Genomic DNA, 15,856 nt, shown 5'->3' with positions numbered 1-15,856 from the left:
CACGGCCACGAACTCATGGCAGCGAACTCACTGCGGTGCCCTCAACTTCAAAGGCGTGTACCCGGAACTGCAGCACCCGATTTCTGCCACGAACACGGCGGGCACCGTGGCATTCATCACCACGGTACCCGCCCTGGTCGTCAGGTCGAACCCGCCGCTGCGAGCTCCGCCGGCTCAGGCCTGCGGGGCGTTCGGCGACTCGACGGTGATCTCGCCGTCGATGATCTGCTGCTTGAGCTCCTCGACCTTCTGCTTGACCTCCTCGGGCACCTCGCCCTCGAAGTCGTGGTACGGAGCCAGGCCGACTCCCTCGTTCGACAGGTCTCCGACGTACGGCGCGGCCTCGAACTCGTCGTTCATGGCCTGTTCGACGGTGTCGTGGACGGCCTGCGAGATCTGCTTCATCACCGAGGTGAGGATGATGTCGCCGTACTCCGTGGACTCGTATCCGTCGGAGTCGACCCAGATGATCTTCGTGCCCTCGGACTCCTTGGCCGCGGCGGCGGCGCCGAGTCCCACGGGACCGGCCACCGGCATGATGATGTCGGCGTCCTGGGAGATGAACTGCTCGGTCAGGGTCTGGCCCTGGCCCTGGTTCTCGAAGTCGCCGGAGAACGAGCCCTCCTGGCCCTCCTTGTCCCAGCCGAGCAGGGTGACCTGCTCGTCCTCGCCGGCCTCCTCGTTGTACTTGTCGACGCCGTCGGCGAAGCCGTCCATGAACACGGTGACGGACGGGATCTGGATGCCGCCGAAGGTCGCGACGGTCTTGGACTCGGAGGTCGCCGCTGCGAGGTAGCCGGCCAGGTAGGCCGCCTCGGCGGTGTTGAAGACGAGCGGCTTGGCGTTCTCGAGCTCGACCGGGTTGCCGTCGGCGTCGGCGAAGGTCGAGTCGATGAGGCCGAAGTGCAGGTCCGGGTTGGCCTCCGCGGCCTCCTGGATCGCATCCTCGAGGAGGAAGCCGACACCGAAGGTCAGGCTGCAGTTCTGCTGGACCATGTTGTCGACGTTCGGTCCGAAGTCGGAGTCGGACTGCGATTCGGCGAGCGCCTCCTCGATCCCGAACTCCTCCACGGCGCTGTCGAGGCCCTCGCGGCCCGACTGGTTGAAGGACTTGTCGTCCCAGCCGCCGGCGTCGGAGACGAGGCATGCTTTGAAATCGGTGTCGCCGCCCTCCCCTCCGGCGGACTCCTCGGGTGCCTGTCCGCAGGCGGACAGCACGAGTGCGGTTGCGGCGGCCATCGCGGCGGCCGGTGCCAGGTAGGTGCGCTTCACGAGAATCTCCCAACGATGAGGCGGAGCCGGAGGGAGCTGGATGCTCCCATGATGCTGCACAGTGCCGCGCGGTGCGCCACGGTGCCGGTTGCTCCGTTACGGTGCTCGAACAGTGCCGCAGGTGCCCCGGACGCCCTCGCAGCAATCCCGATGGGGCGTGCCGGCGGAGCCAGCGGTGATGCCGCCGCTCAGACTACCCGCGTTCATCTGCCGCACCCGAGGGATTCACAGCGGATTCGAATTCCGATATGAAACCGCAATCTGCGGTCCGTGGCTACCATGATCCACATGCTCCCCGATCCCCTTCTCGAACTCTTCGAAGCCGATACCGCAGAGCTTCCCCCGGCACAGCGCGCCCGCCACGCCCGGATCGCCTCGCTCGTCCACGCCGACCAGGTGCAGGCGATGACGGTGCGCACGGCGTCCGCCCGGTTCGCCCACGCCCATCAGCTCAACCTCATCGACTTCCAGGTGCTCCAGACGGTGGTCGCCTCGCGCGGTGCCGACCGCACCGCGACACCCGGCTCGATCTCCGAGCAGCTGTCGCTGTCGGCCTCGACGCTCACCTCGATCCTCGAGCGGCTCGTGGCCCGCGGTCTGCTCGTGCGCGAGCGCGACTCGGCGGATCGCCGTCGCATCTCCGTGTACTACACCGAGGACTCCGCGCGACTCGTCATGGACTACTACCGGCACCTCACCGCGGCCTACGACCAGGCCTACGGCGATCTCGACGATGCGGAGACCCGCTCCAGGGTTGAGTTCCTCTCCGTCCTCACCGAATGCCACGAGCGGGTCGCCGAACAGATCGACACCGAGACACCGGCCCGCAGCGCATGAGCCGCCGAGTGGCCGTGGTGCTCGGTGATTGAGCCGCAGTCGCGCGCCCGGCGCAGGATCGGCCGTTTCGGCCGCTCACTCGCCCGCGGCACCCGCACCGACGCCGCCTCACCTCCCGGGGCCGAGGTGGTCGCCGGCGCCTGCGTGCTCATCACCGGTGCCGCCCGCGGGATGGGTGAGATCTACGCCCGGAAGGCCGTCGCCCAGGGTGCGCGCGCTGTGGCGCTGTGGGACATCGACGGGCCCCGGGCCGAGGCGCTCGCCCGGGAGCTCTCGACCGCGCCCGGCACCGAGGTCCGTGCGTTCGTCGTCGACATCTCCGACCTCGATGCGATCCGCGCCGGCGTCGCCGCCGTCGAGAGCACCCTCGGCGCGCCGGACATCCTCGTCAACAATGCCGGGATCGTGCGCGGCGCGCCGTTCTGGGAGCACGATCCCGAGCGCGACATCGAGGGCACCATGCGGGTCAACTCGCTCGCCCCGATGTGGCTGACCCGGGAGGTGCTGCCGGCGATGATGGCCGATCGGGGACGCGCGAAGCGGATCCTGACCATCGCCTCGGCCGCGGGCACCCTGCCGAATCCGAACATGAGTGTGTACGCCGCCTCGAAGTGGGCGGCGATCGGGTGGAGCGAGTCGATGCGCCTCGAGCTCGCGCGGGCCGGCCACCGGCACATCGCGGTGACGACCTTCTGCCCGAGCTACGTGTCCACCGGAATGTTCGCGGGCGCCCGCGGGCCGCTCCTGACCCCGATCATGACCCCGGAAGAGGCGGCGGCCGCCGCCTGGAACGGGATGCTCGCAGGCACCCCGGTGGTGAACCGGCCGTGGACGGTCAAGCTCGCGATGGCCTACCGCGGGGTGCTGCCGACCCGCGCCTGGGACTTCGTCGCCGACCGCGTCTTCCATGTCTACTCATCGATGGACCGCTTCACCGGCCGCCAGGAGGCGGGTCCGGCGAAGAGTGGCCCGGCACACGGTCCGGAATCACCGAGGATCAGCCGATAGCTCGCGGCTCGTGCTGCTCGCCCGCCCGGGAGCGCTCTGCGCGCCGCTGCTGCCGCCGGTCGAGCAGAGATCCGATGCCGCGGAACCCGAGGTCCCACAGCCATTCGACCGGCCCGCGCGCGAAGTGCTTCAGCCACAGCATGCTCAGCCCGATGAGGAAGGCCGAGAGCAGCACGTAGACCACCATCGTCCACAGCGTCATGGAGCCCTCGTCGAGCCGCGCGGCCAGTCCGAAGCTCCAGTCGTAGAAGATGATCGAGGCGAGCAGGTTCTGCAGGATGTAGCAGGTGAGCGCCATCCGCCCCACCGCGGCGAGCGGCGTGCCGATCCACCCGGCCCGCGTGCGGTTGGCGTAGAAGGCGGCGACCGCGGCGAGCAGCCCGAAGGCGACCGCGGTCGAGGTGATGTAGCGGGTGATGCCCGAGGCGTGGTCGGCGGCGAAGATCCGCAGCGCCCAGTCGATCGGCAGACCAATGCCGAAGGCGAGCAGCATCGTCCGCTTCCGCAGCCGGTGCCCTCGCTCCTCGAAGATCCCCGCACGGAAGAGGTGGGCACCGACGAGGAACAGTCCGATCCCATGAGGAACATCCGGGAATCTCGCCACGGCCGCCGATGAAGCCCACCACCCGCTCGTGGACCATCGCCCAGTAGCTGTCCGTGCTCCCAAGCGCCGATGCGTCGGCACCGCCGCCGGCCTGCTCGAGACCGGCGCGTCCCGCCGGCCCGGCGGCCTCCCGGAGGGACTCGGGGTCGTCGGGATCGACCCCCATGAGGAACGGCAGGCCGGACATGAGCAGCTGGACGGCGAGGATCGCCATCACGTGCGCGGCGAGTCCGGCGTACACCCAGATCTTCTGCGCCCGAGGGCCGGTGATCATGATCGCCGACACCGCGAGCGCGGTGAGCCCGTAGCCCATGAGGACGTCGAACTCGAAGATGAAGATGTAGTTGAGCAGGCCGTCGAGCACGAGGATGGCGGCGCGCCACGGGTATCGACCGGGCCAGCCGGTGCCGCGGCGGATCGCCGACTGCCGCTGGATCTCGAGTCCGATGCCGAACATGATCGTCAGCAGCCCGATGGACTTCCCGTCGGTGACGAAGTTGATCGTGGTGTCGAAGAACCCGGGCGGGCCGACGGGATCCGCTCAGGCCGGGCCGGCCGCAGAGGGGACCGGATCGTCGAGGCGCGCCCCCGAGCCGGAGAAGATCCAGATGTTGGTGAGCAGCGTGCCGAGGATCGCGATGCCGCGGAGCACGTCGAGCGCCGGGAGCCGCCGCCGCGCTGTGGCGGGGTGGGGAGCTGTGGATTCGGAAGCTGTGGGTTCGGGAGAGGTGTCCGTGGGCGCGGCAGTCGCGGCGGCACGCGCGGAATCACCAGGGCGTCGTGTCATGCCCATATGTTACTCAGCAGTATCTTCGGGAATCCTGTGCACGGGAACCCCGCTGCCGAGCTCCGACGACCGCAGTGCAGGCATCCGCGGACACTCCACCTGAGGAACCCGCGCCCCGGGAACCCGTGCCGGCGGCATCGGGGTCCGAGGCGCTCAGGCCTCGAGCTCCTCGGACAGCTCGAGCCATTCGAGCTCGAGCTCGTCCTTCTCCTCGGCCGCAGCACCGCGCTTCGCCGTGAGTTCGGCGAGCCCGGTGAAGTCGCTCTGGTCGTGCGCGGCGAGCTCGGCGTCGAGCGCCTCGATGCTCGCATCGAGCTTGTCGATGCGCCGGCCGAGCGCCTGCACCTCCTTGCCGAGCCGCCGCCGCTCGGCCGCGCTGAGCCCGGACCCACCGCCTCCGGACCCGTTGCCTCCGGACCCGTTGCCCGAGGTCGCTCCCGCGGAACCGCCCGAGGCGCCCGCCACCGCACTCATCACCGAACCCGCGCCCCCGTTCGGGGAACCGCCGTTCGTGGCACCGCTGCCCGTGCCGCCGTCCGGGCGACCGGACAGCGCCGGATCGGCGTCGAGCCGGAGGTACTCGTCGATGCCGCCGGGCAGGTGGCGCACCGTGCGGTTGCGCACCGCGAACTGGTGGTCGGTGACGCGCTCCATGAAGTACCGGTCGTGGGAGATCACCAGGAGGGTGCCCGGCCAGGTGTCGAGGAGGTCCTCGACCGCGGCGAGCATGTCGGTGTCCATGTCGTTGGTCGGCTCGTCGAGGATGAGGACGTTGGGCTCGTCGAGGAGGATGAGGAGGAGCTGGAGGCGGCGCTGCTGGCCGCCGGACAGATCCTTGACCCGTGACTGCAGCACGGTGCCGAGGCCGAGCTTCTCGAGCAGCTGGCTGGGCGTGAGCTCGCCCCCGGCGGCCTGGTAGGTCGAGCGCTTCCGCGCGAGGATCTCCCGCACCCGGTCATCGGCGAGAGCGTCGAGGTCGCGGAGCTGCTGGTCGAGGACCGCGACCTTCACGGTCTTGCCGCGCTTGACCCGCCCCTCGGTCGGCTCGATCTCCCCGGTGAGCACCTTGACGAGGGTCGACTTGCCCGCGCCGTTGGCCCCGAGCAGGCCGTAGCGGTCACCGGGTCCGATGATCCAGTCGAGGCCGGAGAGCACGGGTTCCCCGGCGGACGGATGTTCCCCGGCGGGCCCGGGTTCGCCGGTGGACGCACGTTCCCCGGCGGGCGCATCGTTCCCGGCGGATGCTTCGTCCCCGGTAGATGGCTCGCCCCCACCGGAGACCGGACCGCCGCCCGCGTCCGGGTATGCGACGCCGAGGTCGTGCATCTCGAACACGTCCTTGCCGAGCCGCGAGGTCGCCATCGACACGAGCTCGACGGTGTCGCGCACCGGGGGCTCGGCGGCGATGAGCGCATTGGCCGCATCGATCCGGAACTTCGGCTTCGAGGTGCGCGCCGGCGCCCCGCGTCGCAGCCAGGCGAGCTCCTTGCGCATGAGGTTCTGCCGCTTGGCCTCGACCGCGGCGGCCTGCCGGTCCCGCTCGACGCGCTGGAGGACGTAGGCGGCGTACCCGCCCTCGAAGGCGTCGACCGTCGCGTCGTGGACCTCCCAGGTCATCGTCGAGACCTCGTCGAGGAACCACCGGTCGTGGGTGACGACGAGGAGCGCGCCCTGGCCGGCCGGCCAGCGGCGGCGGATGTGCTCGGCGAGCCAGCGGACACCGGTGATGTCGAGGTGGTTCGTCGGCTCGTCGAGCATGATGATGTCCCACTCCCCGGCGAGCAGGCGGGCGAGCGCCACGCGGCGACGCTGTCCGCCGGACAGCTCGCCCACCGTGGCACCGAGGTCGATGTCGCGCAGCAGCCCGGTCATGACGTCGCGGACCGCCGGCTGCGAGGCCCATTCGTGCTCCTCCGCGTCGCCGACGACGGAGGTCCGCACATCGAGCGTCGGGTCGAGGACGTCGGCCTGCTCGAGGTAGCCCACCCGGGTGCCGCCGCGCGCCGTCACGCGTCCGGAGTCCGGGTCGAGCACGCCGGCGAGGATCCGCATGAGCGTCGACTTGCCGTCGCCGTTGCGGCCGACGATCCCGATCCGGTCGCCGGCGCTGATCCCCAGCGTCACCTCATCGAGGATCGTGCGATTGGGGTACGACAGGCTCACGGACTCGCAGCCGAGCAGGTGCATGGGACTCCTTCTGTGGGGGCGCCTCAAGCTTAGAGGAGGCCCGCGGGCCGGCACTCATTCCCCCGGCCCGGTCCCCAGGGCGGGCGCTCACTCCCGCATGGGCCCTCACTCCAGTGCCGGCCTTCACTCCAGCGCGGCGAGAGCAACGGACCAGGCGTCCTCGAGATGGGCGGTCCCCTGCTCCGCGACGCCGAACCTCTCCCAGGCCTCCCGGTCGACCCGGTAGCGCGCAGGCCCGGTGAACTCGACTCGGCCGTCCTCACCCAGCAGCCCCAGCCCCGAAATCCCGACTCAGAAGTCCCGGCTGAGCCAGTCGATGAGGTCCGGCCAGATCGCCTCGCCGGTGCCGCGTCGCAGCAGCCCGTGGTGGCCCAGGCGCGGCACGCCGAGCTCGGCGGGGGCATAGGTGCGCCGTTCGACGCTCGCTCGGTGCAGCGGTGCGAGGAGCGCGTCCATCTGGTCGGGACTGGCCCACAGGTCGTCGTCGGCACCGATCGCGAGCACCTCGGCCTCGACCGCCCCGGCACGTTCCCGGGCATGCATCGTGGGGTCGTCGTAGAAGTATCCGGGCAGCCGGGTCCAGCGGCCCCATTCGAGCATCGCCCCGGCGGGGATGTCCTCCCCGAGGCCGAGGCGCCTGCCGGGCATGTAGCCGAGCGTCCGGCACAGCACCGGGCCGACGACGGTGAGCAGCGCACCCACGCGGAGCCGCTCGCGCCGCTTCGCGATCCGCTGTGTCGCCGCCACGTGCGCGGACACGACGGCGAAGCGGGACACCGATTCGAGCCCGTGGCCGAGCACCATCGCGTGGCCGCCGATGCTGTGGCCGACGGCTGCGTGCGGCAGGTCCGGGAAGCGCTCCCGGCACCAGGCAGCGGCGGCGGGGACGTCCTCGCTCATCCAGTCGCGCATCCGCATTCCGGGGTGGTCGCGCGGATCCCCGGACTCCCCCGTACCCCGGTAGTCGTAGGCCATGGCGATGATGCCGGAGGCGGCGATGCAGGAGGCGAACGCGCGGTAGTACCGGCGCGGGGTCGCGGTCGCGGGATGGATCATGATGACCCCGCGCGGCGCGCCCACCGGGTGCCAGACGGTGCCGGAGATCCGATCGGGCCCGACGGGGAAGCCGATGTCCTCCGTCGTCTCGGGCCCGCGGATCTCGATATCGCCGCCCTCGGCGGTGCGGTCGCCGGCGGTGCGGTCGTCAGGCGTGCGGTCCATGGCCCCGAACCTATCCCAACCTACCGATGAGTACACATCGTCGCGCGTATCCTCGTGCGCCCGGATATCGCGCGCCCCAGGCTGTCACGCCGCGGCGGGCGGCGGGACGAGGTGGGCGCCGCCGGCCGGGCCGGTGGTGCGCACGACCTGGCGGACGCCGCGGCTCGCCTCGAGGAGAACGGCGATCTCGAGCGCGTGCGTGTGATCACGGGCGAGGAATCCGACCGTCGGGCCGGAGCCGGACACGAGGGCGCGCAGCGCTCCTGCCCGCACTCCGGTCTCCATGATGTCGGCGATGCCGGGCAGGAGGTCGATCGCGGCCTCGGTCATGTCGTTGTGGAGGACTCCGGCGAGCGCCTCGGGATCCGCGGTGCCGAGTGCGCGGAGCACCTCGGCGGGGTCGACGGCGCTGTGGGCGCCCACGCCGGTGACGTCGCCGGTCCTGTCGCCGTCGCCTGCCCCCGCGTGCTCGCCGCACGTCACCGGCCCCGCATCGCCGCGGGCGGCGCGGATCTCATCGAGGCGACGGTACACCTCGGGCGTGGACAGCCGACCGGTGGAGGTGGCGAGCACCCAGTGGAACTCGCCGCGCCCGAGCACCGGGGTCAGCTCGTCGCCGCGGCCGGTGCCGAGCGCGGTGCCGCCGCGCAGCGCGAAGGGCACGTCCGCGCCGAGCTCGCGGGCGACGCTGTGGATGAGCTCCTTGTCGGTGCATCCGACGAGGTGGGCGTAGGCGACGAGGGCGGCCGCTGCATCAGCAGAGCCGCCGCCCATCCCTCCGGCCACCGGCACGTTCTTCTCGATCGCGACCTCGACGGGCACCTCGACCCCGGTCGCCTCGGCGAGGGCGAGGACAGCCGCCAGCCCGAGGTTCGAGGCGTCGAGCGGCACGGTGGTGTCGGCGTACCGCCCGGTCAGGGTCACCGAGTGCTCCGCGGCGGGGATGAGGGTGACGGTCTCCGCGAGGTCGAGGGACTGGAACACCGTGACGAGGGAGTGGTAGCCGTCGTCCTCAAGCGGACCGACGGAGAGGAAGGCGTTGATCTTGCCGTAGGCGCGCGCCCTCACGGGGGCCGGACCGTCGACCGAGCCATCGAACGGGCCATCGAACGGGCCGCCGGCCGACCCGAACGGCGGGCCGGGTCCCGTATCCGGATTCGGGTTCGGGCTCACATCGGGGCTCACACAGTCTCCTTCGCCGCGGCGAGTGCCACGTAGTCGTCGATGTCGAGGACCTCGCCGCGCGCCCGCGGGTCGATCCCGGCCGCGCGCAGGATCTCCTCGGCCCGGGCGGGGCTGCCGGCCCACCCGGAGAGCGCGGCGCGCAGGGTCTTGCGGCGCTGCGCGAAGGCGGCGTCGATCGCGGCGAACACCGACTCGCGGGACGGTGCCCCGCGGTGGGCTCCGTCGGACCCGCGCTGATCCCCGGCTCCGTCTCCACCGGCAGGATCTGCACCTGCAGGATCTGCACCTGCAGGATTCCCGCTAACAGGATCTGCACCTGCTGGATCTCCACCGGTGCGGCGGCCATCGGCGTGGCGCTCGATCCGGACGAGGCCGGAGTCGACGTTGGGGGCCGGCCAGAACACGTTCGTGCCGATCGAGCCGGCGCGGCTCACCGTCCCGTACCAGCGCGCCTTGACGCTCGGCACGCCGTAGGTGCGGGAGCCGGGCTCGGCCGCGAGCCGGTCGGCGACCTCGGCCTGGACCATGACGAGCACGGTGCGGATCGTCGGGAAGGTCTCGAGGAAGTGGAGCAGCACGGGGACGGCGACGTTGTAGGGCAGGTTCGCGACGAGCGCGGCGGGCGGACCGAGCTCCGGGGACTCCGGCAGCTCGGTGACGCGCAGCGCATCGGCGACGACGAGGTCGAAGGGGGCGTCGTCCCCGCAGCGCTCGGCGACGGTCCGCGGCAGCCGCGAGGCGAGGAGCTCGTCGATCTCGACGGCGATGACATGGTGGCCGGCATCGAGCAGGCCGAGCGTGAGCGAACCCAGGCCGGGGCCCACCTCGGCGACGGTGCACGGTTCGCTCAGGCCGGCGGCGGACACGATCATGCGCACGGTGTTGGGGTCGATGACGAAGTTCTGGCCGCGCTGCTTCGTGGGTCGCAGCTGCAGCTCCGCGGCCATGGCCCGGATGTCGCGTGCGCTGAGCAAGGTGGTCACGTCTCCCACCCTAGACGAACGGTCCCGAGGCGCAGCCGAGCGCAGGAGACCGGCGACCGAGGGCACTCGGGCAGAGGCCCTCGGCCGACAGGCGCGGTCCTCTAGGCTGAGGGGATGGATGCACGCACGCTGGCCCGCCTGCTCGAGCCCGAGGTGTTCGCCCGCCTCGCCGAGATCGACTACCGGCCCTCCGACGAGCTCGCGCTCGCCGCGCGCCTGCGCAAGGAGGGCCTGGAACCCGAGGCCGCCACCGCGCTCCTCGCACAGGCGGCCCTGCGGGTCGAGGCGGAGGGGAAGTTCGGGCCGTTCGCCTCGGACATGCTCTTCACCCGCGATGGTCTCGCCCAGGCGACCCGGCTGCCGGTCGCCGCCCACCATGCCCGCCGGATGCTCGCCGTCGAGCCGACCCGGCTCGCCGACCTCGGCTGCGGACTCGGCGCGGACACCATGGCGTTCGCCGGGATGGACAGCACCATCGAAGCCGTCGAGGCGGTCGAGGCCGACGAGGTCACCGCTGCGATCGCGACCTTCAACCTCCGCCACCTCGACACCGTCACGGTGACGCACGGCCTGGCGGAGGACCACGACCTCGAGCACGTCGACGCGCTGTGGCTCGACCCGGCGCGCCGCGTCCTGCCCGGCGGGAAGCCCGGTGGGAAGGCCGGTGGGACGTCCAGTGGGAAGTCCGGTGGGAAGTCGGTCAGCGGCACGGCAGGTGCCGGTGCCGGTGCCGGGAAGGGCACCACGGACGCGCACGGCTCCACCCGCCGGATCTCCGATCCCGAGGCGTTCTCCCCCTCGCTCACCTGGGCGTTCGACGCCGCGTCCCGGGTCAGGGCGGCCGGCATCAAGCTCGGGCCGGCGCTCGACCACGCGCTCGTCCCCGACGGCTGGGAGGCCCAGTGGGTGTCCCACGACGGCGACGTCGTCGAGGTCGCGCTCTACGCCGGGGACGCCGTGCTCCGCCCCGGGCGCAACGCCCTCGTGCTGCACCCGCAGGGCCCGGTCCAGGTGCACGAGTCCGAGGTGCCGGTCGACGACGAGGACGGGATCGGGGACCTCGGCTCCTACCTCTTCGAGCCCGATGGGGCACTCGTGCGCGCCGGGCTCGTCACCGCCCTGTGCGAGCCGCTGGACGCGCGCCGGATCTCGAGGCCGATCGCCTACCTCACCGGGGACCGGGTGCCGACCGGAGCCGCGGCCAAGCTCGTGCGGACCTACCGGATCCGCGAGGTGCTGCCGGCCGGGCTCAAGCCGCTGCGCGCCGCGCTCGTGGCCCGCGGCATCGGCCGCGTGGTCATCAAGAAGCGCGGCGCCGACATCGTCCCCGAACAGGTGCGCCGCCGCCTCAAGCTGCCCACCGGCGAACCCGCCACGCTCGTGTTCACGCGGATCGGCGAGCACCACGTCGTGCTGCTCACCGATCCGGTCGCGCCGAAGCTCTGAAGCATCCGCAGTCCTCAGGCGCCCACGGCAGCCGGCAGATCTGGAGGCCGGCAGATGAGGCCGGCAGATCCGGAGGCCGGCGGCCGATGCGCACGGCTCCACAGGCCCGTGGGGACGGCCGGTGCGGGCATCGGATCCGGAGGCCGCTGCGCACGGCCGGCACAGGCGGCGATCACGATCTGCTGGCCGATCGGCGCGTCGATCCCTCCGCGCAGGGTCCACCGGCCCCATTGCGCTCGGTGCGCGCGTGCGGAATCCTGGCAGTCGTGCGGTCCGAACGACGCTTCTGCCTGTACGACGCCGTTGTCAGTCCTTCATCGTCGTCAGCACTGCACCGTCATCAGAACTGCACCGCACTTCCCATGAGACCGACCGAGGAGACCTGCCGTGGCACGCGAAGACCATCTCATCACCGTCGAGCGACTCGCCGAGGAGCTCATGAGCGCAGCTCCCCCGGTCCTGCTCGACGTCCGGTGGACGCTGCAGCAGCCCGATGGCAGCGCCGACTACGCAGCCGGACATGTGCCCGGCGCGCACTACGTGTCCCTCGACGAGGAGCTCGCCGACCATCGCACCGCTCACCCGGCCGAAGGGAACGCAGCCGGCCCCACGGCCGGACGCCACCCGCTGCCCTCTGCGGCGACCTTCGAGCAGACGGTGCGACACTGGGGCATCGACGCAGGCACGCCGGTGGTGGTCTATGACGACAATGCCGGACTCGGCGCGGCCCGCGCCTGGTGGCTCCTGCGCTGGGCCGGTGTCGGCAACGTCCGGCTCCTCGACGGCGGGTTCGGCGCCTGGCGCGCCGCCGGCCGCCCCGTGAGCACGGACATCCCCGAGCTGCCGGATCCGAGCGCTTTCGACATCGCGCCCGGTTCCCTCCCGGTGCTCGACGCCGATGAGGTGGCCGACCGCGCGCGGACGGGCATCGTCCTCGATGCGCGGGCACCGGAGCGCTATCGCGGCGAGACCGAACCGCTCGACCCGCAGGCCGGGCACATCCCCGGGGCCCGGAACGCACCGGCTGCAGACAACACGGAGGGCGGGTTCTTCCGCCCCGAGGACGAGCTGCGCGCGATCTACCGCGAACTCGGCGTGCTCCCGGGCACGGACCGGGAGGACAGGAGCGGCACCGGCGCGGACAGGACAGATCCGGCCGGCGCGGATGCAGGCGGGTCCGATCCGAGCAGCCCTGTCGGCGTGTACTGCGGCTCCGGCGTCACCGCCTGCCACGACGCCTTCGTCCTCTCGATGCTCGGCGTCGAGGCGGCGCTGTTCCCGCCGAGCTGGTCCGGCTGGTCGAACGACCCGGACCGCCCCGTCGCCACGGGCGCCGAGCGCTGAGCTCGTCCGCTATCGGCAGTCCGGCGCCTCGACCCCGTCGACCTCCACCGGCAGGGCGCCGCCCGCGTCCGTCTCCCCGGTGAGGTACCGCGCGAGCGCGCCGAACCCCGCGTCGTAGTCGTCGTAGCCGGCGAGCACGGTGTCCGCCCGGCTGCCCGCCAGCCGCCACGGCCCGCGGGTGCCGTAGACGACGTCGGCGGAGGCCCCCTCGTCGAGGGCGACCGTCGTGTCCGCGTTCGCCTCGATGCTCAGCCCGTTCTCCTCGGCCTGCGCGGTGAAGGCCGAGATCGCGGCCTGCTCGCCGCTCACCACGGCGACCTCCTCGACCGGTTCGGCGAACGTGCATTCGCCGGCGACCACGGTGAGCGCCGACTCGGCGAGCGCATCGATGCGCGCGGTGTGGTCGTCGACCGTGACGGCGAGCTCCGCGGCGTGCTCCTGCCACAGCTGCATCGCGACGACCCGCTCGGCCGCCTCGACGAGCCGCTCCCGGTCGAGGTCGCCGGAGTCGAGGGCCTCGCGCAGCGCACCCACCGACGCCTGCGCGTCCGGCGGGAGGAGGACGAGGTCGGCGCCGGCGCGGATCGCCTCGACCGATTCGGCCCCGCGCGGACCGGCGGGCACCGCACCCATATTCATCGCGTCGGTGACGACCACACCGTCGTAGTCGAGCACCTCGCGGAGCTCCGCATAGGCGTCGGGGTCGACCGAGGCCGGGGTGTCCTCGGAGCCGGGCAGGCCGATGTGGCCCATCATCACCATCGGGACGCCGGCGGCGACCGCGGCGCGGAACGGCGCGATATCGCGCTCGTCCATGTCCGCGATGCTCTTCTCCGACACCGGCAGGGTGTCGTGCGAGTCGTCGGTGAGCGCTCCGTGGCCCGGGAAGTGCTTGGCCGAGGACAGGATGCCGGCATCGGAGTAGCCCCGGATCGCCGCCTCGACTGTGCCGGACACGAGCGCGGGGTCGTCGCCGGCCGAGCGGACGTTGATCGCGGCGTCCCGGGCGCCGATCGTGACGTCGGCGGTGGGGGCGAAGTCGGCGGTGAGCCCGAGGCCGCGGAGGTCCTCGCCCTGCGCCTGGATCGCCGCGGTGGTCAGGGCCGGGTCGTCGGCTGCGCCGAAGGCCATGAGCGGGGGCATGTCGAGGGCCGCGGTGCCGAGCCGGGACACCGGCCCGCCCTCCTGGTCGACGCCGAGGAACACCGGCGCCTCGCGGTCGGCGCTCGCCTCGGTGATCGCGCCGGTGACCGCTCGGACATCGTCCGGAGTCGGGTTCTCCGGCAGGTTGTAGGCCATGACGATCGCGCCGGCGAGCGCGTTGTCCGCCACGAGCGCGGCCCCGGCGGACGGATCCGTGCCGTCGAAGGAGCCGATGACCACGGCCCCGGCGAGCGCCTCGTCGTCCATCCCGGCGACCACCTCGGCGGCCGGCTCCCGGAAATCCGCGACCTCGACGATCTCCTCGGGCGCATCGGCTCCCGGGGTCGGTTCGACGGTGCTCGGGTCGGAGTGGCCTCCGGGTGCGCCGGCGGGAGCGCTGCCCATGGTGCATCCGGTGAGGGTGAGCAGCGCACAGGCGACGAGGGCGATGATGCGCATCCGGCCATGGTAGCGACTGCGCCTGGGCATCGCGGGCACGGCGGGTGGGAGGACGCCCGGAAGCACCTCGGGCACCGTGCGCGGTGGTCGTCGACGGCTGTCCGGCTCCTGTGCGACCGTCGATGACGACGGCGCGCGGACACGGCGAAGTGCTGGCATAGGATGACGCCCATGGTTGAATTCGCTCGCTCCGACCGCTCCACGCTGGGGGTGGAATGGGAGCTCGCCCTCGTCGATCCCGCGACCCTCGACCTCGTACCCCGGGCGAGCGAGGTGCTCGACGCCGTGGCCGAGGTGCCGGGTCTGGACACGCGGGTGGTCGGCGAGATGCTCACCAACACCGTCGAGATCGTCTCCGGCGTCCACCGCGGAGTCGACGGGATCCGCGAGGACCTCGGCAGCGCGGTGGGCCGGCTGCGGACCATCACCGACGCCCTCGGCATCGGGCTCATGAGCGCCGGCACGCACCCGTTCTCCCGTTGGGCCGATCAGCAGGTCACCGACAAGGAGCGCTACGCAGAGCTCATCAACCGCACCCAGTGGTGGGGGCGGCACATGCTGATCTTCGGCGTCCACACCCACGTGGGGATCGACGACCGCGACAAGGTGCTGCCGATCCTCAGCGCGCTGCTCGCCTACGTGCCGCACCTCCAGGCGGTGAGCGCCTCCTCCCCGTTCTGGGACGGGCAGAACACCGAGTACGCCTCGAACCGGGCGATGCTGTTCCAGCAGCTGCCCACCGCCGGCCTGCCGTATCAGTTCGATACCTGGGCGGGTTACGAGCGCTATGTGGACGACATGCTCACCACCGGTGTCATCGACCATGTCAACGAGATCCGCTGGGACATCCGCCCCTCCCCCGGCTGGGGCACGATCGAGGTCCGCGTGTGCGACGGCATGCCGACCCTGGCCGAGGTGTGCGCAGTGACGGCGTTCGTCCAGTGCCTCGTCGACGACATGTCGGAGCGGCTCGACCGCGGGGAGACCCTGCCGACGATGCCGGACTGGTTCCACTTCGAGAACAAGTGGCGGGCCGCCCGCTACGGCATGGACGCGATCATCATCGAGAACGCCGAGGCGCGCGAGCGGGTCGTCACCACCGTCCTCGCCGAGGAGGTCGAGCGGCTGGCGCCGGTCGCCGAGCGGCTGGGCTGCACGAGCGACCTCCAGGCGATGCTCCGCTTCGCCGAGGCGGGTGCGAGCTACCAGCGGCAGATCGCCGAGTACGAGCGGACGGGCGACCTGCGCTCGGTGGCGCGGCAGCTGTGCGAGGAGTTCACCGGCGAGCGGTCCGTCCTGCAGCGGTGAGCCGAGGTCCGTCTGGAACTGCCGGCTGAGGTCCGGCGGTGCTCAGATGGTCGGAGATCCTCGAATTCCGGC

General features: G+C 71.9%; 14 protein-coding genes. 6 read left to right on the top strand and 8 right to left on the bottom strand.

What is annotated here, in order from left to right:
• Positions 1-174 precede the first annotated feature (174 nt).
• Entirely contained in the window at positions 175-1,272 is a 1,098-nt protein-coding gene (locus tag ABD883_RS10485) for a BMP family lipoprotein (protein ID WP_247423029.1), read from the bottom strand.
• Positions 1,273-1,560: 288 nt separating this feature from the next.
• Between ABD883_RS10485 and ABD883_RS10480 the strand changes: the two genes are divergently transcribed.
• Positions 1,561-2,109 (top strand): MarR family winged helix-turn-helix transcriptional regulator, encoded by a 549-nt coding sequence (locus ABD883_RS10480; RefSeq protein ID WP_175406898.1) that lies wholly within the window; start codon positions 1,561-1,563, stop codon positions 2,107-2,109.
• A gap of 24 nt (positions 2,110-2,133) precedes the next feature.
• Positions 2,134-3,117 carry an SDR family NAD(P)-dependent oxidoreductase gene (locus tag ABD883_RS10475; RefSeq protein ID WP_425548436.1) on the top strand — a complete coding sequence of 328 codons (984 nt, stop codon included), beginning with the start codon at positions 2,134-2,136 and terminating at the stop codon, positions 3,115-3,117.
• Here the strand turns inward: ABD883_RS10475 and ABD883_RS10470 are convergent.
• Positions 3,107-3,721 carry a DUF418 domain-containing protein gene (locus ABD883_RS10470; RefSeq protein WP_345031965.1) on the bottom strand — a complete coding sequence of 205 codons (615 nt, stop codon included), beginning with the start codon at positions 3,719-3,721 and terminating at the stop codon, positions 3,107-3,109. The two genes, ABD883_RS10475 and ABD883_RS10470, sit on opposite strands and share 11 nt — an antisense overlap.
• A gap of 185 nt (positions 3,722-3,906) precedes the next feature.
• On the opposite strand from ABD883_RS10470, the gene ABD883_RS10465 reads away from it, so the two are divergent.
• Entirely contained in the window at positions 3,907-4,029 is a 123-nt protein-coding gene (locus ABD883_RS10465; protein ID WP_345031962.1) for a hypothetical protein, read from the top strand.
• Between the two features lie 233 nt (positions 4,030-4,262).
• Here the strand turns inward: ABD883_RS10465 and ABD883_RS10460 are convergent, their stop codons facing one another.
• From ABD883_RS10460 to rsmA, 5 genes are all read right to left on the bottom strand, one after another.
• On the bottom strand, positions 4,263-4,508 hold the full coding sequence (locus ABD883_RS10460; RefSeq protein WP_247423033.1) for a hypothetical protein: 246 nt from the start codon (positions 4,506-4,508) through the stop codon (positions 4,263-4,265).
• Positions 4,509-4,661: 153 nt separating this feature from the next.
• Complete coding sequence (locus ABD883_RS10455; protein WP_247423036.1) at positions 4,662-6,695, bottom strand: ABC-F family ATP-binding cassette domain-containing protein; 2,034 nt, start codon at positions 6,693-6,695, stop codon at positions 4,662-4,664.
• A 291-nt stretch (positions 6,696-6,986) separates the two neighbouring features.
• Positions 6,987-7,916 (bottom strand): alpha/beta hydrolase family protein, encoded by a 930-nt coding sequence (locus tag ABD883_RS10450; protein ID WP_247423037.1) that lies wholly within the window; start codon positions 7,914-7,916, stop codon positions 6,987-6,989.
• An 84-nt stretch (positions 7,917-8,000) separates the two neighbouring features.
• Positions 8,001-9,101, bottom strand: coding sequence for a 4-(cytidine 5'-diphospho)-2-C-methyl-D-erythritol kinase (locus tag ABD883_RS10445; protein WP_247423039.1), 1,101 nt, complete (start codon positions 9,099-9,101; stop codon positions 8,001-8,003).
• The gene (rsmA, locus tag ABD883_RS10440) at positions 9,098-10,084 is read right to left on the bottom strand and encodes a 16S rRNA (adenine(1518)-N(6)/adenine(1519)-N(6))-dimethyltransferase RsmA (RefSeq protein WP_425548435.1); all 987 of its coding nucleotides are present in this window, start codon (positions 10,082-10,084) and stop codon (positions 9,098-9,100) included. The genes ABD883_RS10445 and rsmA overlap by 4 nt, the downstream gene beginning before the upstream one ends.
• Before the next feature lie 114 nt (positions 10,085-10,198).
• Here rsmA and ABD883_RS10435 point away from each other — a divergent pair, with 114 nt between their 5' ends.
• Entirely contained in the window at positions 10,199-11,530 is a 1,332-nt protein-coding gene (locus tag ABD883_RS10435) for a THUMP-like domain-containing protein (RefSeq protein WP_247423041.1), read from the top strand.
• A gap of 387 nt (positions 11,531-11,917) precedes the next feature.
• Positions 11,918-12,874: a sulfurtransferase gene (locus ABD883_RS10430; protein WP_247423045.1), complete on the top strand. Its 957-nt coding sequence runs from the start codon at positions 11,918-11,920 to the stop codon at positions 12,872-12,874.
• Between the two features lie 9 nt (positions 12,875-12,883).
• Here the strand turns inward: ABD883_RS10430 and ABD883_RS10425 are convergent, their stop codons facing one another.
• On the bottom strand, positions 12,884-14,476 hold the full coding sequence (locus ABD883_RS10425; protein ID WP_247423047.1) for a glycoside hydrolase family 3 N-terminal domain-containing protein: 1,593 nt from the start codon (positions 14,474-14,476) through the stop codon (positions 12,884-12,886).
• Between the two features lie 171 nt (positions 14,477-14,647).
• On the opposite strand from ABD883_RS10425, the gene ABD883_RS10420 reads away from it, so the two are divergent.
• On the top strand, positions 14,648-15,784 hold the full coding sequence (locus tag ABD883_RS10420; protein WP_137319046.1) for a glutamate--cysteine ligase: 1,137 nt from the start codon (positions 14,648-14,650) through the stop codon (positions 15,782-15,784).
• The last annotated feature ends 72 nt before the right edge of the window (positions 15,785-15,856 follow it).

It is taken from the genome of Brevibacterium pityocampae (assembly GCF_039541555.1).
GTDB classification, from domain to species: Bacteria; Actinomycetota; Actinomycetes; order Actinomycetales; family Brevibacteriaceae; genus Brevibacterium; species Brevibacterium pityocampae.
This window is presented reverse-complemented; position numbering and strand designations above follow the sequence as displayed.

Coding starts and splice junctions, on each gene's coding strand:
- ABD883_RS10420 (WP_137319046.1), top strand. CDS start 14,648: ATGGTTGAATTCGCTCGCTCCGACCGCTCCACGCTGGGGGTGGAATGG.
- ABD883_RS10480 (WP_175406898.1), top strand. CDS start 1,561: ATGCTCCCCGATCCCCTTCTCGAACTCTTCGAAGCCGATACCGCAGAG.
- ABD883_RS10465 (WP_345031962.1), top strand. CDS start 3,907: ATGAGCAGCTGGACGGCGAGGATCGCCATCACGTGCGCGGCGAGTCCG.
- ABD883_RS10460 (WP_247423033.1), bottom strand. CDS start 4,508: ATGACACGACGCCCTGGTGATTCCGCGCGTGCCGCCGCGACTGCCGCG.
- ABD883_RS10425 (WP_247423047.1), bottom strand. CDS start 14,476: ATGCGCATCATCGCCCTCGTCGCCTGTGCGCTGCTCACCCTCACCGGA.
- ABD883_RS10455 (WP_247423036.1), bottom strand. CDS start 6,695: ATGCACCTGCTCGGCTGCGAGTCCGTGAGCCTGTCGTACCCCAATCGC.
- ABD883_RS10435 (WP_247423041.1), top strand. CDS start 10,199: ATGGATGCACGCACGCTGGCCCGCCTGCTCGAGCCCGAGGTGTTCGCC.
- ABD883_RS10450 (WP_247423037.1), bottom strand. CDS start 7,916: ATGGACCGCACGCCTGACGACCGCACCGCCGGCGACCGCACCGCCGAG.